Below are 24,228 nucleotides of genomic sequence, written 5' to 3' on the forward strand. Positions count from 1 at the left end.
GGCTTCGGCTTCGGCTTCGGCTGCGGCTTCGGCTTCGGCTTCGGCTTCGGCTTCGGCTTCGGCTTCGGCTTCGGCTTCGGCTTCAGCTTCGGCTTCGGCTTCGGCTTCGGCTTCGGCTTCGGCTTCGGCTTCGGCAGAAATTGTTTCAGTTCGATCTATTTCTGACCCAATAGTTTGTTCACTCGCCTGCATTATTTTGCTTGCTGAGTCATCATCGGTCAAAGATTCCGTCGGTAAATCAGTCGTTGAATCAGCCAGATGCTCTTCATTTAACAGCTCTGCTACCCATTCGTCAGCTTCTGACGATGGTGTTTTATTTGGTGAAAGATTAGCTTCTACGTCATCATTTAATTGAATCGATTCGTTATCTACACTTTGATCCTGTTCTAAAATTTCCAATTCATTAACATGAGAAGCGAGTTCGGTCTCCTTCTCAAAAATATTATCCATATCATCAACAGGTGCTGCTAATTCTTCAGAGGATTGGAATTGAGAGCTTTCATCTTCTGCTTCATTCTCCTCCATCTGCTCAATTGATGATAATTCAGCTTCAGCAGGAGTTTGGCTTTCATCTGAGTCTGTCTGTTCAGTATCCTCTTCGGACATTTGCGCGGCTAATAGCTTTTGTTGCAAGTGTTCCTCTTCAGTTAACTGAAAAGTCTCATCTTGTGTAACAGAATCATTTGATTCATTTTCAGTATCGACCTTTTCGGTCAATGGATCAGTTTGAAGAGCAGCAATATCTGTTGCGTCGTTTGGAGATGATTGCTGAACACTTTGATTGGGAGTGGCTGAATCTTCTAATGTTGTTTCAGTAAATGGATTCTCCGCCTGAGTTTCATCTAGCCGTTGCTGCCTTGCTGCTTTTAATCTTTCAGTTCGCTCCCGCAGTTTGGCTCGCAGCTTATCAATCTCATTAAATGGCTCTTCTGCCTTTTCCGCAATATTCTTAGTTTGGTTATCACTGATTGCGTCTTCATCGTTTGGCTGTGACGCCATTATTTCAGATAAGCTTTCAGTCTCATTATCTTGTGGCGCTTCGGTTTGAATTTCGGCAACCGAGCCCTCTGTTTGGCTCTCTTCAATCGAGTCGCTTTGATTGTTGAGCTCCGATCCAGTCTTATGTTGATCAGCTGAGGACGTATCATTCAGTTCCATATCGGCTGGCGGAGCTTCAGCGAAGGGTTTGGGTTCTTCAGCGGAAACCTGAGCATTTCCATTAATCAGCTCATCCAGTTCAGCAAATTCGAGACTTTCTGTTTCTGCATTTGGATCATCGGCTGATGGAGTTTCTTCAGCATTTTCAGTTTCTGCAGAGACTGACTCTTCAGGCTGTTCAACTGAATTTTCTGCAAGCATATCCTCTGGTGAAAACTGCTCAGCTGATTCAACCTCATCATCAACATTTTCCAATGAATTCTGGCTAACCGGTGCTTCTGGTTCAGCGGATTCACTGCTTTCAAGATTTGAATCAGCTATGTCTGAAGCTTCTTCAATAATGTTAATTTCTGATGAATCTTTATCTTCGGTAGTTTCAGCTGATTCTTCTGGTAACATTTCAGTAGATGCAAATTGTTCCAGCGATTCAGCTGCTTCAGAATGACTATCCGAGTTCTGACTAATGGATTCTTGCTGTTCATCAGACTCGATATTTGGTGAACTCAAATCATCCATTGATAAGGCTTCTTCAGCATTTTCAGTGTCTGCTGACACTAACTCTTCGGGTTGTTCGATTGAGTTTTCTGCCATCTTTTCTTCTGGTGAAAGCTGCTCGGTGAAATCAACTTCAACATCAGCACTGGCTGGCGAATTCTGGCTATTCGGCCCTTCCTGCACTGCAAACTCAATGTCCTCAGCAATTGAATCATCTACTGATGCGGTTTCTTCAATATTTTCGAATTCTGTTGGTTCTGGCTGTACGGGTTCTTCATGTGCATTCTGTGCTGCAATTTCCTCAGAATCAATTTGTTCAAACGGCTGATCTGCTTCGGAGATATCCTGTACATTCTGACTGGCAGACGGTTCTTGAGCTTCAGCCATCCCAGCGGAATCAGCTTGCTCAATAAACAAATCTGTATCCCAGTCCGTTTCAGCAAACTCCTCAGCAAAGCTGTTTATTTCTGCCTCAGTGTTAGGTTCTGAAGATTCTTCAAATGGCTGTTGGTTTAGATCAGTAGACTCTGCCTGCTCGGCTATCATCTCCTGTTCATCCATAGACGAATCTTGTTCTGAAACAGATGGATAATCTTCTTCATTTTGTTGCAGAGTTTCTTCTAATGTTTCGGCAGCTGCATTATCACTTCCAGCCAGTTCAATGCTTTCTGTTCGTTCGAAAGGTTCTGCAGTCTCTTCAAAAGTGAGATCCGATATAACTGACTCATCCAACTCCGCCAAAGTAGTGTCTAATTCAGACTGTTCAACAGGCTCATTATGTGACTCAATGGCATCGATATCAGATTCTGCTAATTTATTTTCTTCAGGGAGGCTGGTTTCTGCATCATTTTCAATAACGTTTTCGAACTCTGTATTTTCCTGCTCAAGATCATTAGAAGCACTTTCTAACGACATGTCAGTGGCACGCATAAGATCATCAATTTCGGTAGCCGAAATCATATCTTTTGCGTCTGAATCCACTTCGTCAATTTGTTCAATATCTAATTCAATATCGGCTGGCTGAACAGCCTTAGTTAGACCTTGATAGGCTAAGTCATCACTTTCAAAAGCATGAAATTTCAGTTCTTGATGTTCAAATGCTGCCCCGTCGTCAGTTATTTCCTCATTACCTGCTACAGGAATTGTGGATTTTCCATAAATATCAGGCACCTGATTGGTCCAGGCTTTATTCAAGTGGGCCTTCATACCTTTTGGTTCAGTCGCAGCACTGACTGTTTCGGTCTCGGTTTCAATATCTGGCTGGTTTTCTTTAACTTCCGTTTCAGTGGATGTTTTACCGTAAACATCAGGAATTACCGGATTCCAGTCAGTCTTCAGAAAATCAGCCATCCGCATCGAGCTGCTTGCCGGTTCAGGTTCTGGTTCTGGTTCATCTTCTTTGGCCTGTTCATCCGCAGCCAAATCAAAATCTGTCATCGAATCAGCAGGATTATTATCTGATTCACTGGCAAGAGACTCCTCAACAATCTGGTTTTGAGCAAAAATATCATCGACATCGACTTCATCTGATTCGCTTTCTGCCAGTTCAATATCAAAATTTTCATCTGTATCACTTAGCTCTTCGACAACAACCGTTTCGTCATCAAGCTTTTCCATCTGTTCAACAATGGTGTCTGCATTCTCATCATCAAATACACCATCAAAATCTGCTACAGGTTCTTCTTCCGGTTCAGTATCAACTTCAGGCTCTGACAGTTCTTCTGGTAATTCAGTATCAACCGCAGATTCCTCGACCAGTTCTTCATCAACCGCCTCTATCTCCGGGGCATCAGGATCCTGCTCGTTATCAGCCTGCATAATGCTGAGGGTTGCGTCAGTTAGCGAGGTGATTTGGTCAGGAAAGTTATGCAGTGTTTTTTCGTCTTGCTCAGAATACAAATTAACAATTGATTTAAAAATTTCTTTTTCACGTAGCACCAATTCCTCGACCATTGAATCCAGTGCTTCACCGCTTAATCCATAGCGTTCGCTCAGTTGACTGCCTAATGCAGCCACACGTTGCTCGTAGTTATTTTTGATTAATTTGGCAGTACGTGCCGCTGCAGCTTTGGTGCGTTTATGTTTGCGATGCGCACGGATAAACATCCAGATAAACAAAACAGCATAGATGGCTGCCAGCTCATAGGCCAGCCATTGAAAAACCGGATCAGTCATCGACATTTATAATAAGTCTCCAGGTAAAAGCTGCCGGCGACGGCTGCGATGCCAAAACCAGAATCCCATTATTAATAACAACACAATAACGGCATTACCAATAGCTAAAATGACTGTGTCAGAAAGCTCGAAGGTTGATTTAGGTATTTCTGCATTAGGTTCATCCGCAACAGGATCTATTATCACCGGTTCAAATGGCTCATCATTAACCTTTTCGGCAGCAATAGGCGTTTCTGAAGTAATTGTCAGTGACGCACCGGCTGCTTCGTCAAGCAACTGGATAGGCTTGGGTTGTAAAAAAACATTACGGCCAGCCGGAGTTTCCCCCCGAATCTGCAACGATAATTGATAAGCGGTTTCAGGTTGTAAATCGGCCACTGTCAACTGCCAGGCATTTTCAGACTGCCGTAATACTTCGTAGGGGAATTCACTGCCATCTGGTGCACTGAGTAAAGCAGAGATTTGCAGAGATTGAGGATCAATCATACTGGCATCAGCAGACATAGACAGTCGATGACTGCGACTATCAACATCCAGTTGAGTAACAGTGACATCAAATGGCAGCGCTACTACGTTGACGGATTGTCGCCGCTGACGTTCGAATGTATCACTTTTTGCTGTGATCACAATATCATTTTGTCCGCTGTCAAACAGCTTGCCCAAATTTGCCATAAACGTCGCCGTCTGGTTATTTAAGGTCATTTTGTTATTGATCGGTTCACCCTGCAATGGTTGAGTGCTTAACTCTGCCGTAACCAGTTGCAGAAAATCCTGTCGATCAATCTGTTTACCATGGTCGGTTAATTTGGCGACAATATCAAACTGCTCTCCAGCAAGAATATTATTTGGCAGATCAATTGTTTCCATCCGCAGATCTGTCAATACCATTACCCTGTTATCCGGATCGATATTGCCATCAATAAACCACTCTCCAGACATTGGTTGATCGATAGTAATCAAATCAAAATGTTTTTCCTGCATCCAGCTTACTGATGGCTCATGAGTTTCATATGATTGGTTTTTTTGATCCGGTTGAACCAGTTGGGTGACATCGGTTTCATTTTCACGAAACACCAATATCGTCATTTCATTGACACTGGTATCAATGGTAAATCGATTATCCACAAGTGGAACCGAGTCACGTTGAGTGGCTTGTTCAAACAGATGCAGAAAAACACGTTCCAGCTCATCCGCATTATCCACCTGGTGATACCAGCCATCTGTAGCCATTGATAATTGTTTAAGCAGTTCGTGATCAGCGTCTTCAGATAAGGCAATGGTATGTATACGAAAGCCTTTTTGTTTTATTTGCGGCAACAATTTATTGATGATGTTCTGCCGTGATTGATCGCTGGATGCTTTTCCCTGATGCAAATCAACCAGACCATCTGATAACAGGATAATGCTGCGTTGCTTGGCTGGATCAGAAACTTTGACATTAGCTGTGGCTTTTTGCAGCGCCTGCTCAATATCAGTAAATAAACCATGAGAGTGAATTTCGGAGGATTTTTGCTGAACGCGTTCTCGCCAAGTATCATCAGCTTTTTGTAATGGCACCAGCATGTTTACGTAGCGGGCAAAGGTCCAGACACCACTTTCAGCATCACCCGGCATCAACCCACCTAATAATCTCAGGCCCGGCGATCGTAGATTCTGGGGGTCATTTTGTTTCATGCTGCCAGAGACATCAATAATGATGCGTACATCAGCGTTTGGGTTAGTATCCGCGAGTGCGGGTAACGCAAACCAGATGAGCGGCAGTGCCAGTAATAGCTTCAATATTCTCTGCATAAAAACAACCTGTTTGACTTGAAAAGCGGCAGAAAATGTCATTACTGACGATTTCCTGACGCGAATTGTTTTATTTCAGACTCAATATGCAGGTTTTATGCCGATAGTTCAGTTATTTACTTGTCAGGCTTAAAGCAGATCCAAACCGCGCTGTATATCCTGTTGAATATCCTCAACATTTTCCAAGCCTACCGATAAACGTAGCATGCCATCACTGATACCTGATTCAGCTCGCGCCTCAACTGACACTCGACCATGAGTTGTTGTGGCCGGATGGGTGATAGTGGTTTTGGTATCACCCAAATTGGCCGTTATCGAAATAAACTGTGTGGCATTAATCAATTTCCAGGCAGCTTCCTGTCCGCCTTTGACTTCAAACGCAATAATGCCACCAAAATCAGATTGTTGCTGTTTTGCCAACTGATGTCCTGGATGTGACTCGAGCCCCGCATAAAACACCTGGGTAACCTGTTTCTGCTGCTGCAGCCAATGTGCCAGTTGATTGGCATTGGCTGAATGCGCTTTCATGCGTAAATCCAGTGTTTCCAAACCTTTCAGAAAAGTCCAGGCATTGAATGCACTCATGGTGGGGCCTGCTGAACGCAGGAAACCGTATACCTCTTCTCCAACCCGTTGCGCATCGCCGACCACCGCACCACCCACACAACGTCCTTGCCCATCGATATATTTGGTCGCCGAGTGAATGACGATATCGGCACCGAGTACTAATGGTAGTTGCAACGCCGGTGTACAGAAACAGTTATCAACAATTAACAGGCAGTCATGTTGCTTAGCCAAAGCCGATAATGCAGCTAAATCAGCAATTTCGTTAAGTGGATTGGAAGGTGTTTCCAGAAATAACGCTTTGGTATTGGGCTTGATCGCCGCTTTCCAGGCTGCCAGATCGGTTAACGGCACATAGTCTGTCTGCAAACCGAATTTGCTCAGATACTTATCAAACAAAACCCGTGTCGTACCGAACACACTACGTGAAGAAACAATATGATCTCCGGCAGCGCATAAGCCCATAAAAGTAGCAAGGATAGCGGACATGCCCGAAGCTGTTGCCACGCAGGACTCACCCTGTTCCAATGACGCCAGGCGTTGTTCAAAAGTACGTACGGTTGGATTGGTAAACCGTGAATAGATATTTCCCGGTTCATCTCCGCCAAATCGTGCTGCCGCCTGTTCCGCGCTATCAAACACAAAACTCGATGTGGGGAAAATCGGTTCGGAATGTTCACCTTCGGGCGTTCTTACCTGTCCGGCACGCACTGCGCGGGTAGCAAAACCTTTGTCTTTAAGATTGGTCATGACAACTCTGAAATAGCTGGAAAATCCTGACATTCTAAAAGATAAGCCTTATTGCTGACCAGCTTTATCCTTAAGTGGCTTAGAGAAATAAACCTCAGGAAAGAGATTTAAGGAAATATTGGAAAATGGCTTTATTAATAATGGTGAAATTAAGCAGTTATGCTCAGCCAACAATGACTGAGCATGCAACAATGAATTACCTTATTGCTGATAATGTAAAGACAACATATAAGTGCGATCTAAGGTATTGAAGTTGTTGACGGTTTGATATTCCTTATCGAATACATTCATTGCATTTAACTTAACTGACCAGTCGTTATCTATCTGATAAGCCACTCTGAAGTCCACCAGACCATAACCACTTAAACGCGTGTTGTTAGCGGCATCATCATAACGATAATCACTGACTTTCCAGCTGCCGCCAATTAACCAATCACCAAACTGACGATCAACATGCAGATTCGCGAAGCGCTGTGCTCTGCGTGGTAGCTTATTACCCGTTTCTTCATCTTCGGGTGTAAGCACAGTCGCATTGAACTGTACCTGCCAATTCATCAGCGTTGTAGCCAAATCGAACTCAAGACCTTTAATTTTGGCTTCAGCCACATTTTCAGTGGTGGGAAATTGATACACCAGCAAATCACGGATTTTGTTCTGGAAAGCATGAACTCCCCAAGTACCCCAATCCGTGTTGCCTAACAAACCAACGCCATAGTTTTTGGATTTTTCGGCTTCTAAATCGGGATTGCCAACAAAAAAACCAACATCTGGATAATAAAGTTCATTAAATGTTGGGGCTTTAAATGCAGTTCCTACATTCGCCGTAAACTGAAGTGCCTGTGTTAATTGATAGCCCCACTCTGCAGTGCCAGTAGTTTCTTCCCCATAGGCTTCATTATCATCATGACGTGTACTTAATAACCAACTGTGATTACCTGCATGCCCCTGCCAGCTGATAAAAATCGCCTTGTTATCACGTGAGGTTTCATCGTAATCAATCGTGCCCTCAATATGATCGTTATCATAATCCAGCCCAACATTGAGACGTTGCTGTTTTGACAGCATAAAAGTATTAACCAGACTGAAAAACCGATGACGAGTATTGAACGTGCCATCGGCAGTACCATCCGCATAATTATCTGACTCGTCGCGGGATTCAGATAAATTAAAGGACATTAGCCAATTATCCGTGAATTGATAACGTGAATTTACACCCATAACCTGTTGAATATTATCAGCATAAAAATCTTCGGTCAGGGAAAAACTATCATAATGATTTTGTGATTGAGCGCGTAAAAAATTCGCTCCAACACTCCAGTCCTTATTGATATCGTGATCAATTTTTGCTGAAACACTATTATTTCGATAACCATCATGATCCGGATTATCTTCTTCTCTGGCATTAATTCCATTGGTTGATTGATGCGAGAAATTGGCATGATAACGAGTCGTTTCATTACCTCCACTTACGCCCGCACTTGCCTGTTTAGTATTATGACTACCAATATCCACCGAAGCATAGGGAGTTGGATCCTGGTTTTTACCTTGCCGGGTAAATATCTGAATGACGCCACCAATCGCCTCTGAACCATACAAACCAGACCTCGGTCCACGTACGATTTCAATTCGTTCAATCTGATTTACCGGAAAGTCCTGGATGGCAGCCCCTCCTGATGTAGCAGAATGCCATTTAACCCCATCAACTAAAAAAAGCACATGATCTGAATTTGTGCCTCGTAAATAGACACTGCTGTTTTTCCCCAAGCCACCGCTATTTGAAATATCCATACCTGGAAACCGTGACAGTAAGCTGGGCAAATTATTAATCTGCAAACGATCTATATCCGCACGTGTGATAACGGTATTCGGGGCCAATGCATTTTCCGTGGGCATACGGTTTGCCGTAATCGTCATTGCATCAAGGGATTCCTGTTCAGCCAGAGCCGTAACAGAGAAGGTGGAAGTAGCCAGTGCCGCCAAAGTCAGTCGTGCACTGACACGCAAAGGCATGGCCTTTGTTGAAGGTTTCATATTGTCTCCTAGGGATACGCTCACCCGCGATCCAGGTTAATAAAGTCACACAACACGATTCGGTTGTGATGAACTTCAGGCCGGTCTCCGGACTCACGTTGTGGCTTGCGCCAGTACATCCGCCTTCCCACGATTAATACGCAGTGGCTGATTGGATGCATTTTCAACGTTTACCGTTGCGGGGGCAGTGTTGGATTTTCACCAACTTCCCGTTTAACTCTGATGGATATCAAAGCACCTGAAGAGGCGCGCATCTTAAATCTCCCATGGCTTATCGTCAAACCTGATAAGGACAATTAATGATTTCCAAATTGACAATATAGCTTGCTAATCCTTATTCTGTCGGCAGTTTCAGGTGTCGCGAAAGTGATGAAACGGGAAGTCGGTGCAGCCAAACATTGGATAAACCCGACACTGCCCCCGCAACGGTAAATGAGTTCAGGTTGAACGTTACGCCACTGTATCTATTACGGGAAGGTGTTCAACCGGTGACAACACCGCTCATGAGTCCGGAGACCGGCCTGAAATATCCTGGTCTGTTGACCGAAAATGCTATTAACCAAGTTGTGCGGGTGAGCACATCGGAGAACCTCAATGTCGTTATTATCTCTACGTCAGCAACTGATCGTGGCTGCACTTCTTGTCTTATTAATGGTGATGACTCGTGGTCATCATTTCGCCGATATCAACGTTTTACCCAGCGCCTCCTGGGCAGTATTTATGCTCGCCGGATTTTATCTGGCCTCAAAATTGTGGTTTCCGGCTTTTTTAGGTCTGGCTGTTGTGCTGGATTTGATGTCGGTATACATAGGCGGCGCCAGTAATTTCTGTGTTTCGCCATCTTATGGCTTTTTACTGCCTGCATATGGAAGTTTGTGGCTGGCAGGTCGCTGGTTTCAATCCAAATACCAATTTAACTGGACTGCTCTGTTTACACTGGCGATGACGCTGGTGACGGTTACCGCAGTTGCCGGCCTGTTCAGTGGCGGTGGTTTTTACTGGTTTTCAGGTCGTTATGTCGATCCAACCATGGCTGAGTATCTGACCCGGTTTGTCCAGTCCTATCCTGGCAACCTGAGTAAATTAAGCTTTTATATTGCTGCTGCCGCGGTGATTCATATCAGCTTCCGTTTTGCGAATTTGAGCCAGCGCAGTAATCAGCTACGTTAATGTCACAGCAGCCGCAAACCTGCGCTGCGCTGATTATTGCTGCCCCCGCCTCAGGTCAAGGTAAAACAACCGTTACCGCGACCTTGGCGTGGCATTATCGACGTCAGGGTAAACAGGTCCGAATTTTCAAAGTGGGTCCAGACTTTCTGGACCCAATGATCCTGTCATTTGCCTCCGGCCATCCGGTTTATCAAGTTGATTTATGGATGGTCGGTGAAACTCACTCCAGACAATTGATTGCCGACGCCGCCAAACAGGCAGATATCATTCTGATTGAAGGCGTGATGGGTTTGTTTGATGGTACGCCTTCCACAGCTGATTTAGCTGCCATTATAGAAATCCCGGTGTTAGCGGTCATTGATGCCAGTGCCATGGCACAAACATTTGCCGCTTTAGCATTCGGCTTAGCCAACTTTCGTTCGGATGTGACGTTGGCTGGTGTTCTGGCCAATCGTGTGGGCAGTGCCAGACATGCTGAAATGCTGACGTCCGCTTTACCTAACGATTTACCTTGCCTTGCTAATATGCCTCGTCAAATTGAAAGTCTGCCCAGCCGTTATCTGGGTTTGGTTCAGGCTGATGAACTCACGGATTTGACTGAGCGTCTGGACCGACTGGCAGATAGCATTCAGCTCAATCCCGAATTTGTTTTACCGCAAATCAAACTAGACTACGAACCTGTTGAAGCTTTACCGCCATTATTAAAAGATCTTCGCATCGGCGTGGCTAAGGATGCAGCGTTTGCCTTTGTTTATCAGGCAAATCTGGATTGTTTAGCCGCTATGGGGGCTGAGCTGATATTTTTTTCACCATTAACGGATACAACGCTTCCTGAGGTGGATAGCCTTTATCTGCCCGGTGGTTACCCTGAACTGCATCTGGAAACACTCAGCCAAAATATGTCGATGCGCCAGGCGATATGTGAACACATTAATGCCAATAAACCGGTTGTGGCTGAATGTGGTGGCATGTTGTATCTATGCCGTTCCTTGACTGATAAAAATGGCCATCAGGCTGAAATGTGTGGCGTGCTGGCAGCTGATGCCAAATTACAAGCCAGACTGACAGCCTTGGCTTTGCAACAAGTCACTCTTGATAATCACACTTTACGTGGGCATACCTACCACCATTCCATGTTGGAAACCCAACCGGCCGCTATCATCTATGCTGAATGCCCGAATGGCAATAAAGTCAGTGAAGCCGTGTTTCAGCAACAACGCCTGACCGCCAGCTATATCCACTTTTATTTTCCGTCAGCCCCTGAACTCATTGCCCGCTGGTTTACCCCATGAGTCAGGATAAATACCGCTTTAATGACCAGGATCGTGAGGCTGTATATCGCGCTATTGGTGAGCGTCGTGATATGCGGCATTTTATTGCTGATCCAATCGATCAGGATATTCTGCAGCGATTATTTCAAGCAGCCTGGCAGGCTCCCAGCGTAGGACTGATGCAACCTTGGCGGATGATTCGGATTACCGATACCGGCATCCGCAATGCTATTCATCAAATCGTTGAAAATGAAAGAGTGCTGACTGCCAAGGCGTTGGGTGAGCGTGAAACAGAATTTCTGCAGCTGAAAGTCGAAGGCATCAAGGATTGCGCTGAAGTGTTGGTTGTCTCGTTGATGGATAAACGTGAGTCGCATATTTTTGGTCGCCGCACCCTGCCGGAAATGGATCTGGCATCGGTCTCATGTGCCATTCAGAATATGTGGCTGGCTGCCCGTGCCGAAGGATTGGGCATGGGCTGGGTCTCCTTATTTGATCCCCAAAAATTAGCCGATTTATTGGGGATTCCTGATGGGGCCTGCCCGGTGGCGATTCTGTGTCTGGGTCATGTTGATGATTTTTACCAACAGCCCATGCTGGAGCAGGAAAACTGGCGACAACGTCAGCCTCTGGATGAACTTATCTTTGAAAACCGCTGGGAAAACAATACTAAGTCATGACCTTTATTATCATGCTCAGCGCTTTGATCATTGACTGGTTTGTCGGTGAACCGAAACGGTTCCATCCTCTGGTCGGCTTCGGCACTTTGGTGAACAAAATCGAAGCACGTCTTAATCACTCCCATCATCATCGGTTTGTTCAGTTTTTTTTGGGTATTCTGGCATTGGTCATTTGTGTGGTTCCAATAACGGTTCTTACTTACCTGATCAGCCAGATTCCGTTCTGGGGCAGCTTATTTTCCGTGGTGCTGTTAACGCTGTGCCTGGGTCATCGCAGTCTATTTGACCATGCCAGGCCTATTCTGCATGCCATGCAACAAGGCGATATCAAACACGCCAGAACATTGACCAGCCGAATTGTCAGTCGTGATAAAGATCATATTGATGTGAATAAAGCGACGATTGAATCCGTGCTGGAAAATGGTAACGATGCCGTTTTTGGTACGCTTTTCTGGTTTGTTATCGGTGGTGCAGCCGGAGCGGTTGCCTACCGTCTGGTCAATACGCTGGATGCCATGTGGGGCTATCGAACTCCACGCTTTTTCTATTTTGGTAAAACGGCAGCTCGGTTGGATGATGTATTAAATTTTGTACCCGCCCGACTGACCGCTTTAAGTTATGCCCTGCTTGGCAATACTCAAAAGGCATTGAGTTGCTGGCATCAGCAAGCACCGTTATGGGACAGCCCAAATGCCGGCCCGGTAATGGCCACTGGTGCGGGGGCTTTGGATGTTCAACTCGGTGGGGCTGCTTGTTATCACGGTGAATGGCACCAACGCCCCTTGCTCGGCACGTCAAATATTGCTGAAGCAAATGATATTGGGCGTGCTCTAAGATTAGTGTCTTACAGTGTGTTGTTATGGCTTTCCGTCATAGGGATTGTTACGGGGATCATTTATGCTTAATCACGGCGGCAGAATTCAAGCTTATGCCAAACAATATGGCATTGCTCAAAAGGAATGGCTGGATTTATCTACTGGTATAAACCCAAACGGCTGGCCCGTACCAGAACAGATCCCGGCAGAAATTTGGGCAAGACTGCCTGAAAATGAAGATGATTTAATCGATCAGGCTAAAGCGTATTATCAATGTGAACATATTCTGCCAGTTGCCGGATCGCAGGCCGCCATACAAATCTTACCGACATTAAGATCAGCTTGTCGCGTTGCTATTCTTTCACCAGCATACGAAGAACATCGCCATTGCTGGCAGGTAGCCGGTCATGAAGTGGTCGCGCTGGAAAGTTTTGAGCTGGATCAACAGATTGATATGTTTGATGTGGTGATTGTTATTCACCCGAATAATCCCAGCGGTGAAACGTTTGATAGACAACGTTTATTAAACTGGCAACAACGTTTGCAAATGCGTAATGGCTGGTTGATCGTCGATGAAGCGTTTCTTGATATCATACCAGAGCAAAGTCTGGCACCACTTCCTTGCCAGCATGGATTAATCATTTTACGTTCGCTGGGAAAGTTTTTTGGCCTGGCCGGTGTAAGAGTCGGGTTTGTGATCACACACCCTGATTTGTTAAAGAAAATAGCCGAAAAATCTGGCCCCTGGCCGATTGCTACAGCATCCAGATGGATTGCCTCGCAGGCATTAGCTGATAAAAACTGGCAACAGCAATCGCGTCAGTATTTACCGCAACATGCCCAACGACTGACAGAGCTGCTCGGTCAATATAAATTAACACCCAGCGGCGGTTGCGCCTTATTTCAATGGGTTAAAACCGCTCATGCTGCCAGCATTCATCATCAACTGGCCCAACAAGGTATTCTCTGTCGATTATTCGATCGACCGGCAGCCTTAAGGTTTGGCTTACCGGCTACTGAACAGGACTGGCTACGTCTGGAAACCGCATTACAGAAGGTCGAACAACCATGACAGCTAAGACTTTAATGGTTCAGGGAACAACATCGGATGCTGGTAAAAGCACACTGGTAACGGCGTTATGCCGCTGGCTGGTCAAACAGGATTACTCTGTCGCACCCTTTAAACCGCAGAATATGGCGTTGAACAGTGCTGTTACAGCAGATGGTGGTGAAATTGGTCGTGCTCAGGCCGTTCAGGCCCAGGCCTGCAACCTGCCGCCGCATATCGATATGAATCCGGTTTTGCTGAAACCCAACAGTGATACCGGTGCTCAGGTCATTATTCATGGCAAAGCCATTGCCAACATGGATGCCCGCCTTTATCACGACTATAAAAAAACCGCGATGACGGCAGTATTGGAATCGCATGCCCGTCTGCTTAAACAATATGATGTCGTAATGGTGGAAGGTGCCGGATCACCGGCAGAAATCAATCTGCGCGATCGGGATATTGCCAATATGGGTTTCGCTGAAGCCGTGGACTGTCCAGTGATCCTGGTTGCTGATATTGATCGTGGCGGTGTATTTGCTCACTTGGTGGGTACTTTGGATCTTCTGTCAGCTTCTGAGCAACAGCGTGTTAAAGGCTTTGTAATTAATCGCTTTCGCGGTGATATCAGCTTATTGCAATCCGGTCTGGACTGGTTGGAGCAACGCACTGGCAAGCCGGTTCTGGGCGTTCTGCCCTATCTGCATGGTCTGCATCTGGAGGCCGAGGATGCGATTAATATTACTCAGGTGAAAAAAGCCGAAAATGTGCTGAACGTTATCGTACCGGTCATGCCTCGTATCAGCAACCATACCGATCTGGATCCATTACGGCTGCACCCAAACGTAAACTTACAATTTATCGGCCCAGATTCACCGATACCGCCAGCCGATTTGATCATTCTGCCAGGTAGCAAACATGTCAGCGCTGATCTGCAATGGCTGGAACAGCAAGGCTGGCCTGCAGCGATTCAAAAACATCTGCGATACGAGGGCAAACTGCTGGGGATTTGTGGAGGTTTTCAAATGCTGGGTAAGCAGATTGATGATCCAACTGGCGTTGAGGGTTTGCCTGGCACTTGCAAAACAGGTCTCGGCTTACTGGATATGTACACTACCCTGCATGCCGAGAAACAACTACGGCAAAATCAGGGACAGTTATTATTCAATAATGCTGCCATCAGTGGCTACGAAATTCATGCCGGTGTCACCGAAGGCAAAGCTTTATTGCGTCCGCTGCTACAGTTATCGCATGGCCCGGATGGAGCGATCAGCGAAGATAATCAGATTATCGGCACGTATCTGCATGGACTTTTTGAACAGCAAACAAGCTGTGATGCCTTGCTGCAATGGGCTGGACTGAATAACGTAAGCAGTTCGGATTATCATGCTTTGCGGGAAGCAGATATTGAACGACTGGCAGAGATGGTTGAGCAGCATATGGATACCACAGCACTACTGACTATTTTAAAGGCAGCAAATGGCTAAAACCCTGATCCTTGGCGGTGTAAAATCCGGTAAAAGCAGACTGGCTGAACAACGCGCTATCAACAGTAAATTAGCCGTCTGCTATGTGGCGACGGCTCGTGCTGATGACAGTGAAATGCAGCAGCGTATTGCATTGCATCAACAGCAACGCCCTGCTCATTGGACTACTATCGAAGTACCGCTAAATCTTGCCGCTGCATTGCAGCAACAGGACGATGCAGATAAATGTATTTTGGTGGATTGTCTGACCTTATGGCTGACCAATTTGCTGCTCACCGATGATGAGAATTTATTAACTAACGAAATCCAACTATTACTTGAGACCTTGCCAACTCTACAGGCTGACATCATTTTGGTCAGCAATGAAACCAGTATGGGCATTGTGCCGATGGGCGAATTGACCCGGCGCTTTTGTGATGAAGCCGGCAGCCTGCATCAACAACTTGCTGTGCTGATGGATAATGTCATCCTCACCGTGGCCGGTTTGCCGCATGCTTTGAAAGGAAACTGAATGATCGACTTCACCCAATGGTTAACATTACCTGCCAAAGCGATTGACCAAAATGCTGCAGATGCAGCGTTAACGCGACAAAGCCAGTTGACCAAACCGGCAGGGTCATTAGGTCAACTCGAACAATTAGCAGTGCAACTGGCAGCACTGCAAGGCACAACGCCCCAAGCCGATCATGTGCATATCACCGTTTATGCAGCTGATCATGGTGTAATGGTAGAAAATATTTCGGCCTATCCACAATCCGTTACCGCCGCAATGATTCGTAATTTCGCCAGTGGTGGCGCGGCTATTAGCGTATTGGCGAAGCATTTGGATGCTTCGCTGGACGTGATCAATGTTGGCACGGTCAGTGAATTGGAAGAGATTAAAGGTGTGCAAGATCAGCGGATTGCTAATGGTACTGCCAACTTTCACCAGCAAGCTGCGATGACTGAAGCCGAATGCCAACAAGCCATGCTGATTGGTCAACATAATGTCGAATGCTGCATGCAGAACGGCGCCCAGCTTTATATCGCCGGTGATATGGGAATTGGCAACACCACAGCAGCCAGTGCAATGGCCTGTTCGATGTTGAATCTACCAGCCAGTCAATTGGCCGGTCCAGGCACCGGACTAAATGCTGAAGGCGTCTCGCATAAAGCAACTATCATTAAAGAATCCTTGTTATTACATAAAAACCATCTGGATTCTCCCTTAGCCATTTTGCGTTACCTGGGCGGCTTTGAAATTGCTGCCATGGTCGGCAGTTATTTACACTGCGCCAAATCTGGTCTGCCGGTGGTGATTGATGGCTTTATTAGTAGCGTGGCGGCTTTATCTGCTGAACAAATCTGTCCTGGTAGTCGGCAGTGGTTTTTATTCAGTCATCACAGCGCCGAACCCGGGCATAGCAAGATTTTACAGGCGCTTGAGGCTCAGGCTTTAGTGAACTTCAATATGAGGTTAGGCGAAGCCAGTGGCGCAGCCGTTGCTATTCCGTTACTAAGAATGGCCTGCGCTCTGCACAATCAAATGGCGACGTTTGAAGAAGCGGCCATCGCCGGAGCCATCAACTAATGCGAGCTTTGTTAATCGCCCTGCAGTTTTTAACTATTCTGCCGGTCAGATTGCAGGGTGAATTTACTGCACAGGATATTGGCCGCTCGTTATTGTTTTATCCAGTTGTCGGCTTACTAATCGGTATCGTGTTAAGCCTTCTGGGCTGGAACCTGACATCTCAGTCACCAATGGTCTCCGCCATATTGGTATTAGCGGTCTGGGTAACCATCACCGGGGCATTACATATCGATGGATTGGCTGACAGTGCCGATGCCTGGTTGGGTGGCATTGGCGATAAAGCTAAAACCCTAAGCATTATGAAAGACCCGGCAGCTGGCCCTATTGCAGTGGTGACAATCGTATTAGTGCTGTTAATTAAGTTTGTCATGCTGACAGTTTTACTCGCCGAACAGAACTGGTGGGCATTAATCTGGTCTGTGATACTGGCCCGCACAGCTTTACCATTATTGTTTTTAACCACTGATTATGTGCGGCCCCACGGTTTAGGCAGCATCCTCAAACAACAGCAATCTGGCGTGCATACACGACGGTTGATGCTTCTAATCGGTGTATTGGCTTTATTCAGTGTCGGCCTGTTTGCCCTGTTGTTTGGGTTATTGGTTTTTCTGTTGCTACGCTACCTGATGGAGCGTCGATTAAACGGGTTTACCGGTGATACTGCGGGCGCAATGGTGGAACTGCTTGAAACTGCATTATTAATATTTTTTGTTTTATTTTAGGAAAATTATGACTGATTCTGAGAAAAGCCAACGCCATAAAGATCGCATGCAACGTCACAAGGAAGTGGTTGATCAGAAGATCCAAAAAGCCACTAAGGATAAAGGTTTATTGCTGTGCATAACTGGCAACGGCAAAGGTAAAAGTTCATCAGGTTTTGGCATGATTGCCAGAGCATTGGGCCATGATATGAAAGTCGGTATCGTGCAATTTATTAAGGGGGCGATGAGTACTGGCGAAGAAGCTTTTTATCGTCGATTTCCTGAGCAGGTGAGTTATCACGTGGTTGGCGATGGTTTTACCTGGGATACGCAAAACCTGGAGCAGGATAAAGCTTCCGCAGAAGCAGGCTGGGATATTGTTAAAACGATGTTACAGGATGACAGTATCAACGTGGTTCTGCTGGATGAACTGAATATTGTCTTAAAAATGAAATATCTCGATGCAGATAAAGTAATAGCTGATTTAGCTGCCCGCCCGGCAATGCAACACGTGATTATTACTGGCCGCGGAGCACCGGACAGCATCATTGAAGCGGCTGATACCGTCAGCCGGATTGAGGATGTCAAACATGCATTTCGTGATGGTATCCGTGCTCAAAAAGGCATAGAGCTCTAAAGAATTTTTTGAGGTTTTTGGCTTGTTTTTTGCTGTGTCATCAAACGGTAAAGTTACTCACATTTTCTGTGGATAAGTCTGTGTTTAACTTTGGAGTTAGTCTCTAAGCTGTTCATATTTAAGCACTCTGCACAAAATGGTCAAAAAATGCTCAAACTAAAATATATGTTTACATTCAACAACTTAAGATCACCTCTATGATAATCAGTGAGTTAGCGACATCTGTTATATAAAGATGTGAAGATTTTGTGAAACAGGTGAATAACTTACCGTTATATAAGTCCCGATAAGCTGGGATTCTGGAATATAACAGACATAAAAAAACCCGGTAGTTAAGTTAATAACTACCGGGTTTGTCGTTTAGGGTTACACAGATTCTGTTTCTTTGACGATATCCAGAAACAGTTCATCATTTTTCAGGATAACTCTTACATGGCCACCATCGCTGAGTTTGCCAAATAACAATTCATCGGCCAACGGACGCTTGATTTTTTCCTGTACCAGTCGCGCCATTGGTCTGGCACCCATTTGTACATCGTAACCATGCTCTGCCAACCATTCACGCGCATCATTATCAATTTCGATGGTCACGTTTTTATCCTGCAATAGCATTTCCAATTCAAGCACCGCTTTATCAGCAACACGTAGAATCGCTTCTTTAGTAAGCGGCTGGAATTGAATAATACCGTCCAGACGATTACGGAATTCAGGTGAGAATGCACGTTTCAATGCTTCCGTACCATCCATATGATGCTCTTGTTTGGTAAAGCCAATCGAGCTGCGGCCCATTTCCTGTGCACCGGCATTACTGGTCATTACTAATACAATATGGCGGAAATCCGCTTTACGGCCATTATTATCCGTTAGTGTCCCATGATCCATCACTTGCAATAGCAGGTTAAAGACATCGGGATGAGCTTTTTCAATCTCATCCAACAACAACACAGCATGTGGTTGTTTAATGACTGCATCGGTTAATAACCCACCTTGATCAAACCCTACATAACCTGGAGGAGCACCAATCAGACGGGAAACTGTATGAGGTTCCATATACTCGGACATATCAAAGCGGATCAGTTCTACCCCAAGGATATGCGCCAACTGACGAGTAACTTCTGTTTTACCTACACCGGTTGGCCCTGCAAACAGGAAAGCACCAGTGGGTTTCTCGGGATGTCCCAAACCGGAACGTGCCATTTTAATTGCCGAGCTTAATGCAGAAATCGCATCGTCCTGACCGAAAATAACGTGTTTAAGGTTCGGTTCAAGATTACGTAGATTATCTTTATCTGCATTACTGACTGTCTTGGCAGGAATACGAGCAATCTTGGCAACGATCTGCTGGACATCCTGGATTCCAATCATTTTTTTGCGTTTTGACTTTGGCAGAATACGTTGGGCAGCACCAACTTCATCCAATACGTCAATCGCTTTATCCGGCAGATAACGGTCGTTGATATGACGGGCGGCCAGTTCTGCTGCCTGCTCAATTGCAGCATTGGAGTAACGCACATTGTGGTGTGATTCCAGGCCAGGCTTTAAACCTTTTAAAATTTCAATGGTTTCTGCAACGGATGGTTCAGGCACATCAATTTTCTGAAAACGCCGTGCCAAAGCACGATCATGTTCAAAAATACTGCGATATTCCTGATAGGTTGTTGAGCCGATACATTTCAATTCGCCATTGGCCAATAACGGTTTAAGCAAATTGGCAGCATCCATCGCACTGTTTCCTGCACTCCCCGCACCAATCATGGTATGGATTTCGTCAATAAACAGAATCGCATGATCCTGTTGTTTGATTTCGCGCAACAATCCTTTCAGACGTTTTTCAAAATCACCACGGTATTTGGTACCAGCAACCAGAGCGCCCATATCCAATGAATAAACCACTGCCTGCTCCAGCACTTCGGGTACATCACCATCAACAATACGTTTGGCAAGACCTTCCGCCAGCGCAGTTTTACCAACACCGGCTTCACCGACAAACAGAGGATTATTTTTACGGCGACGGCATAGCACCTGCAATGTCCGCTCAATCTCATTGGCACGGCCGATTAATGGATCAATCCGACCCAGTTTGGCTTCGGCATTCAGATTAGTGGCATATAACGCCAATGGACTTTTACTTTCGGAATTCCCGTCTTCAACTTCAATCTTTTCGCTTTTGGTTTCTTCTGCCAGATTTTCGATGCTGCCGTGACTGATAGCGTTGACCACATCCAGTCGACTGACATCTTGCTTCTGCAGTAAATAAACCGCTTGAGATTGCTGTTCAGAGAAAATTGAAACCAGTACGTTAGCACCGGTTACCTCTTCACCACCAGAAGATTGCACATGCATCACTGCACGTTGCAGAATGCGTTGGAAAGCCAGCGTTGGCTGAGTTTCGCGATCGCTGTCTTCGGCCAATGTAGGCAGATTATCTGCAAGAAAATCGGTCAGATCCTGACGCAAGGCATTGATATCCACCTCGCAGGCTTTGAGCACCGCCAGTGCTTGTCCATTTTCCAGTAAGGCTAATAATAAATGTTCAACCGTCAGAAATTCATGGGATCTTTGTCGAGCATAATTGAATGCCTGACTCAGCGTGTGTTCAAGTTCTTTACTCAGCATATTGCTATCCGCCTATTGTCGTTGCAGCCATCTCATTCCTGTTCCATGGTGCACTGTAAAGGATGCCCATGTCTTTGGGCATAACTGTTCACTTGTTCCACTTTGGCCTCAGCGATCTCAAATGTAAAGATACCGCATAAAGCCTGTCCTTCAGTGTGCACTTGTAACATGGTTCGTGTGGCACGTTCACGCCCCATATCAAACAAGGTTTCCAAAACCTCCACCACAAAGTCCATCGGCGTGTAATCATCGTTCATCATGATCACCCGATATTTGGGTGGTTGTTTTAAATCAGGTTTAGACGGCGCAACCGCAAAATCATGCTCGGTCTGCCAATCTTGATCATGTTTATCTGCCATCGCAAAAATCAACTCGCTGCTTCAACCATCTGTTTGAGCTCACCGTTTTCGTACAGTTCCATAATAATGTCACATCCACCAATTAATTCACCATTGATATACAGCTGAGGAAAGGTTGGCCAGTCAGCATAACGGTGAAGATTTTCGCGAACTTCAGGATCAGCCAATACATTCACATAAGCAAATTCTGAGCCACAGGCAGTCAGCGCCTGTGATGAGCGACTGGAAAATCCACATTGTGGAAACTCAGGCGTACCCTTCATAAACAGAATTACCGGGTTTGATTCAATCGCCTGCTTAATACGCTCCATAATATCCATTGTTGTTACCTCTTTATTTGGTTAGTTGTAGCAGATGGGGGCACCTGCTGTTAATTCAAGATTACGCCTTTGATTAAGGTCGTTGCAATAGTCCCAACACACCATCAAGACCACAGTGATTCAAAGCTGTATCGGCAGCTTGCTGCACTTTGGGTTTGGCATGATAAGCCACGCTCATACCCGCTTCAGCCATCATCAACAGATCATTTGCACCATCACCAATTGCCACTGCCTGGTGTTTTTCAATATTCAGTTCGGCGCAACATTTAATTAAAAAATCGGCTTTGGCCTGAGCACCGCAAATATCACCGGTTACTTTACCTGTGAGATAACCCTTTTCATGTTCCAGTACATTGGCCTGGGTAAAATCGAGATTGAGACGCTTTTTCAGTTTATCGGTGAAAAAAGTAAATCCGCCCGAAACCAGTGCGGTTTTTATTCCAGCCTGCTGCACCGTTTTTAACATCAACTCTGCACCAGGATTGAGCATAAGACGTTCGTTATAAACACGATCCAGCATATCGACGGGCAGTCCTTTTAATAGCGCTACCCGTTGTTTAAGTGATGTTTCAAAATCTATCTCACCACGCATTGCAGCCTCCGTAATCGCTGCCACCTGCGGTTTAAGATCCATGAAGTCCGCAATTTCATCGATACATTCAATGGTGATTAAGGTCGAATCCATGTCCATTACTATCAAACGGCAATTATCTGTTTCAAACTCAGCAGGAAGGACATTAATATCGACAGCATACTGTTGTCGTAACATCGACAAATCTGCATGCTGGGTATTTTCAATCAATGCAAAACTGTCTCGCCATTGGCATTGCCCCGTTAGTTTTTCAGCAATTTCATCGGCCAGTTCCCGAGTGAGTTGAGGTCCCTGAACAATTATCTGTGTCATGATGTTTCCAGTCTTAAAATGACAAACGGCGAACTGACATACATCAGTTCGCCGTGTGCAAAAACAGATTTAGTTATCAATTCAATGATAATTATTTCGCTTCATTTTGGTAACGTGAAACGCTGTCCACAATTTCCTGTTTGGCCGCATCAATTCCTGCCCAGCCTTCGATTTTAACCCATTTGTTCTTTTCCAAATCTTTGTAATGTTCAAAGAAATGTGCGATCTGATTGAGCAAAAATTCCGGCACGTCATTGATATCTTTAACATGGTCATACATTTTGTCATGAGGGACCGCAACGACTTTGGCATCTTCGCCTTTTTCGTCTGTCATTTTCAGCATACCGACTGGACGGCATGCCACCACGCATCCGTTAATTAATGGAAATGGCGTCACCACCAATACATCTACCGGGTCACCATCATCAGACAACGTATTCGGCACGTAACCATAATTTGCCGGATAGAACATAGCGGTATTCATAAAACGATCAACAAACAGCGCGCCAGTCGCTTTATCAACTTCATATTTAACCGGATTGGCATTTGCAGGAATTTCGATAATAACGTTGATATCTTCAGGCAGATTGCTGCCTGGGCCGACTCGGTCAAGATTCATAAAGCGATTGCTCCAATAAAAAATAGGGGTAAAAGAAACCCGCCAATTATAAAAGAAACTGTCCAAGCATCAAAGCCGACATCTCTTTAGGGCTTTATTGATCTTTCATCTCCGCCTCTGTTGTGAGATGAACGATCAACAAGCCCAGACGTTATCGACTGAAAAAATAGGCGGCGACACAAATCAGTAACAGCGAAAACAGACGGCGCAACCAATGTGCAGGTAACCGCTTTGCCAGTCTGGCACCAAACTGGGCAAAAATCACACTGGTCAGGATAATGCCGAGAAATGCCTGCCAATGTACGAAACCTGTTTGCCAGGCAGATTGCTGATTTATTTCACTTGGAGCAAACACAATGAAGCCAATCACTCCTGCAATGGCAATTGGCAAACCACAGCATGCAGCAGATCCAATCGCCTGTTGAATGTTAAGACGAGCCATCAGCAGATAAGGGACAATCAATGTTCCTCCACCGATACCGACTAGCGCCGAAAGTGCACCACTAAACAAACCATACAAACTCGAAGGCAATCGGTTTAACAATGCAGGAGACGTTGTACTGGCATTAGGTAGCCAAATCCGCAATGCCATTAACAAAGCAAAGGTAGCAAAAAATATCTGCAGCATATCACCGCTGATTAAACTGGCCAGCAGAGCTCCACCAAAACTCCCAAAAAGTAATGCTGGAACCAAACGGGTGACCGCCAGCATCGAAATATTTCCCAGTCGCCAATGCGCAAAGATAGAAGACATTGATGTTACAACAATGGTCATCAGTGAAGTGGCAACCGCCATATGAATCAGATATTGATCCGGCAGCCCTTGTTTGCTGAAAAGCCATACCAACACCGGTACAATGACCAGTCCCCCGCCGATACCAAACAGCCCGGCAAGCGTACCGGCCACTATTCCTGCTGCGGCATAACTTAACCATTCAATCCACATCAGCTTCACATCCATAGGGTATGCTGTTTTTATTCGTTAAAATCATTGTTTTCCAAGCTGTATCGACTTTTGAATCCAGGGTACCCGAGACATGACGGGCATATATTGATGGATAGTTAAT

The 24,228-nt window shown here is 45.5% G+C and carries 20 protein-coding genes and 2 riboswitches; of the genes, 10 read left to right on the plus strand and 10 right to left on the minus strand.

The window, feature by feature from the left end; genetic code table 11:
• From B3S93_RS08355 to B3S93_RS08370, 4 genes are all read right to left on the minus strand, one after another.
• Positions 1-3,834: hypothetical protein (locus tag B3S93_RS08355; protein WP_292748645.1), on the minus strand; the 3,834-nt coding region annotated here is incomplete at its 3' end.
• Complete coding sequence (locus B3S93_RS08360; protein WP_292398399.1) at positions 3,835-5,661, minus strand: vWA domain-containing protein; 1,827 nt, start codon at positions 5,659-5,661, stop codon at positions 3,835-3,837.
• An 87-nt stretch (positions 5,662-5,748) separates the two neighbouring features.
• Positions 5,749-6,933 carry an O-succinylhomoserine sulfhydrylase gene (locus B3S93_RS08365; protein WP_292398402.1) on the minus strand — a complete coding sequence of 395 codons (1,185 nt, stop codon included), beginning with the start codon at positions 6,931-6,933 and terminating at the stop codon, positions 5,749-5,751.
• Between the two features lie 201 nt (positions 6,934-7,134).
• Positions 7,135-8,964, minus strand: a complete 1,830-nt coding sequence (locus B3S93_RS08370; protein ID WP_292398404.1) for a TonB-dependent receptor domain-containing protein — start codon at positions 8,962-8,964, stop codon at positions 7,135-7,137.
• Between the two features lie 61 nt (positions 8,965-9,025).
• A riboswitch (cobalamin riboswitch) is annotated at positions 9,026-9,221 on the minus strand.
• 79 nt (positions 9,222-9,300) lie between these two features.
• Positions 9,301-9,503: riboswitch (cobalamin riboswitch) on the plus strand.
• Between the two features lie 55 nt (positions 9,504-9,558).
• On the opposite strand from B3S93_RS08370, the gene B3S93_RS08375 reads away from it, so the two are divergent.
• From B3S93_RS08375 to cobO, 10 genes are read left to right on the plus strand one after another with little or no spacing between them, the layout of a single operon-like run.
• Positions 9,559-10,134: a hypothetical protein gene (locus B3S93_RS08375; RefSeq protein WP_292357609.1), complete on the plus strand. Its 576-nt coding sequence runs from the start codon at positions 9,559-9,561 to the stop codon at positions 10,132-10,134.
• Positions 10,134-11,426 carry a cobyrinate a,c-diamide synthase gene (locus B3S93_RS08380; protein ID WP_292398407.1) on the plus strand — a complete coding sequence of 431 codons (1,293 nt, stop codon included), beginning with the start codon at positions 10,134-10,136 and terminating at the stop codon, positions 11,424-11,426. The genes B3S93_RS08375 and B3S93_RS08380 overlap by 1 nt, the downstream gene beginning before the upstream one ends.
• Positions 11,423-12,085 carry a 5,6-dimethylbenzimidazole synthase gene (gene bluB, locus B3S93_RS08385; protein ID WP_292398409.1) on the plus strand — a complete coding sequence of 221 codons (663 nt, stop codon included), beginning with the start codon at positions 11,423-11,425 and terminating at the stop codon, positions 12,083-12,085. Before B3S93_RS08380 ends, bluB begins: the two co-directional genes overlap by 4 nt.
• On the plus strand, positions 12,082-12,990 hold the full coding sequence (gene cbiB / locus B3S93_RS08390) for an adenosylcobinamide-phosphate synthase CbiB (RefSeq protein WP_292398411.1): 909 nt from the start codon (positions 12,082-12,084) through the stop codon (positions 12,988-12,990). The genes bluB and cbiB overlap by 4 nt, the downstream gene beginning before the upstream one ends.
• Positions 12,983-13,972: a threonine-phosphate decarboxylase CobD gene (gene cobD / locus B3S93_RS08395; protein ID WP_292398414.1), complete on the plus strand. Its 990-nt coding sequence runs from the start codon at positions 12,983-12,985 to the stop codon at positions 13,970-13,972. The genes cbiB and cobD overlap by 8 nt, the downstream gene beginning before the upstream one ends.
• Positions 13,969-15,435 carry a cobyric acid synthase gene (locus B3S93_RS08400; protein WP_292398417.1) on the plus strand — a complete coding sequence of 489 codons (1,467 nt, stop codon included), beginning with the start codon at positions 13,969-13,971 and terminating at the stop codon, positions 15,433-15,435. The genes cobD and B3S93_RS08400 overlap by 4 nt, the downstream gene beginning before the upstream one ends.
• Positions 15,428-15,946, plus strand: coding sequence for a bifunctional adenosylcobinamide kinase/adenosylcobinamide-phosphate guanylyltransferase (cobU, locus tag B3S93_RS08405; RefSeq protein WP_292398420.1), 519 nt, complete (start codon positions 15,428-15,430; stop codon positions 15,944-15,946). The genes B3S93_RS08400 and cobU overlap by 8 nt, the downstream gene beginning before the upstream one ends.
• Positions 15,947-17,005 (plus strand): nicotinate-nucleotide--dimethylbenzimidazole phosphoribosyltransferase, encoded by a 1,059-nt coding sequence (gene cobT / locus B3S93_RS08410; protein WP_292398423.1) that lies wholly within the window; start codon positions 15,947-15,949, stop codon positions 17,003-17,005.
• Entirely contained in the window at positions 17,005-17,727 is a 723-nt protein-coding gene (locus B3S93_RS08415; RefSeq protein ID WP_292398426.1) for an adenosylcobinamide-GDP ribazoletransferase, read from the plus strand. Before cobT ends, B3S93_RS08415 begins: the two co-directional genes overlap by 1 nt.
• A 7-nt stretch (positions 17,728-17,734) precedes the next feature.
• Positions 17,735-18,343: a cob(I)yrinic acid a,c-diamide adenosyltransferase gene (gene cobO, locus B3S93_RS08420; protein WP_292357627.1), complete on the plus strand. Its 609-nt coding sequence runs from the start codon at positions 17,735-17,737 to the stop codon at positions 18,341-18,343.
• A gap of 366 nt (positions 18,344-18,709) precedes the next feature.
• Here cobO and clpA read toward each other — a convergent pair whose 3' ends face one another.
• From clpA to B3S93_RS08450, 6 genes are all read right to left on the minus strand, one after another.
• Complete coding sequence (gene clpA / locus B3S93_RS08425) at positions 18,710-20,959, minus strand: ATP-dependent Clp protease ATP-binding subunit ClpA (protein ID WP_292357629.1); 2,250 nt, start codon at positions 20,957-20,959, stop codon at positions 18,710-18,712.
• 32 nt (positions 20,960-20,991) lie between these two features.
• Positions 20,992-21,318 (minus strand): ATP-dependent Clp protease adapter ClpS, encoded by a 327-nt coding sequence (gene clpS / locus B3S93_RS08430; protein WP_292357631.1) that lies wholly within the window; start codon positions 21,316-21,318, stop codon positions 20,992-20,994.
• A gap of 8 nt (positions 21,319-21,326) precedes the next feature.
• Positions 21,327-21,638: a Grx4 family monothiol glutaredoxin gene (grxD, locus tag B3S93_RS08435; RefSeq protein ID WP_014707423.1), complete on the minus strand. Its 312-nt coding sequence runs from the start codon at positions 21,636-21,638 to the stop codon at positions 21,327-21,329.
• Between the two features lie 73 nt (positions 21,639-21,711).
• A complete protein-coding gene (gene serB, locus B3S93_RS08440; RefSeq protein WP_292357633.1) occupies positions 21,712-22,542 on the minus strand; it encodes a phosphoserine phosphatase SerB in 831 nt (276 codons plus the stop codon).
• Between the two features lie 91 nt (positions 22,543-22,633).
• Entirely contained in the window at positions 22,634-23,161 is a 528-nt protein-coding gene (gene ppa / locus B3S93_RS08445) for an inorganic diphosphatase (protein ID WP_292357635.1), read from the minus strand.
• Positions 23,162-23,312: 151 nt separating this feature from the next.
• A complete protein-coding gene (locus B3S93_RS08450; protein ID WP_292398430.1) occupies positions 23,313-24,122 on the minus strand; it encodes a sulfite exporter TauE/SafE family protein in 810 nt (269 codons plus the stop codon).
• Positions 24,123-24,228 lie beyond the last annotated feature (106 nt).

The organism is Methylophaga sp. UBA3613 (genome assembly GCF_002375415.1).
Lineage (GTDB): Bacteria > Pseudomonadota > Gammaproteobacteria > Nitrosococcales > Methylophagaceae > Methylophaga.

Coding starts and splice junctions, on each gene's coding strand:
- B3S93_RS08360 (WP_292398399.1), bottom strand. CDS start 5,661: ATGACATTTTCTGCCGCTTTTCAAGTCAAACAGGTTGTTTTTATGCAG.
- B3S93_RS08365 (WP_292398402.1), bottom strand. CDS start 6,933: ATGACCAATCTTAAAGACAAAGGTTTTGCTACCCGCGCAGTGCGTGCC.
- B3S93_RS08370 (WP_292398404.1), bottom strand. CDS start 8,964: ATGAAACCTTCAACAAAGGCCATGCCTTTGCGTGTCAGTGCACGACTG.
- B3S93_RS08375 (WP_292357609.1), top strand. CDS start 9,559: ATGTCGTTATTATCTCTACGTCAGCAACTGATCGTGGCTGCACTTCTT.
- B3S93_RS08380 (WP_292398407.1), top strand. CDS start 10,134: ATGTCACAGCAGCCGCAAACCTGCGCTGCGCTGATTATTGCTGCCCCC.
- bluB (WP_292398409.1), top strand. CDS start 11,423: ATGAGTCAGGATAAATACCGCTTTAATGACCAGGATCGTGAGGCTGTA.
- cbiB (WP_292398411.1), top strand. CDS start 12,082: ATGACCTTTATTATCATGCTCAGCGCTTTGATCATTGACTGGTTTGTC.
- cobD (WP_292398414.1), top strand. CDS start 12,983: ATGCTTAATCACGGCGGCAGAATTCAAGCTTATGCCAAACAATATGGC.
- B3S93_RS08400 (WP_292398417.1), top strand. CDS start 13,969: ATGACAGCTAAGACTTTAATGGTTCAGGGAACAACATCGGATGCTGGT.
- cobU (WP_292398420.1), top strand. CDS start 15,428: ATGGCTAAAACCCTGATCCTTGGCGGTGTAAAATCCGGTAAAAGCAGA.
- cobT (WP_292398423.1), top strand. CDS start 15,947: ATGATCGACTTCACCCAATGGTTAACATTACCTGCCAAAGCGATTGAC.
- B3S93_RS08415 (WP_292398426.1), top strand. CDS start 17,005: ATGCGAGCTTTGTTAATCGCCCTGCAGTTTTTAACTATTCTGCCGGTC.
- cobO (WP_292357627.1), top strand. CDS start 17,735: ATGACTGATTCTGAGAAAAGCCAACGCCATAAAGATCGCATGCAACGT.
- clpA (WP_292357629.1), bottom strand. CDS start 20,959: ATGCTGAGTAAAGAACTTGAACACACGCTGAGTCAGGCATTCAATTAT.
- clpS (WP_292357631.1), bottom strand. CDS start 21,318: ATGGCAGATAAACATGATCAAGATTGGCAGACCGAGCATGATTTTGCG.
- grxD (WP_014707423.1), bottom strand. CDS start 21,638: ATGGATATTATGGAGCGTATTAAGCAGGCGATTGAATCAAACCCGGTA.
- serB (WP_292357633.1), bottom strand. CDS start 22,542: ATGACACAGATAATTGTTCAGGGACCTCAACTCACTCGGGAACTGGCC.
- ppa (WP_292357635.1), bottom strand. CDS start 23,161: ATGAATCTTGACCGAGTCGGCCCAGGCAGCAATCTGCCTGAAGATATC.
- B3S93_RS08450 (WP_292398430.1), bottom strand. CDS start 24,122: ATGGATGTGAAGCTGATGTGGATTGAATGGTTAAGTTATGCCGCAGCA.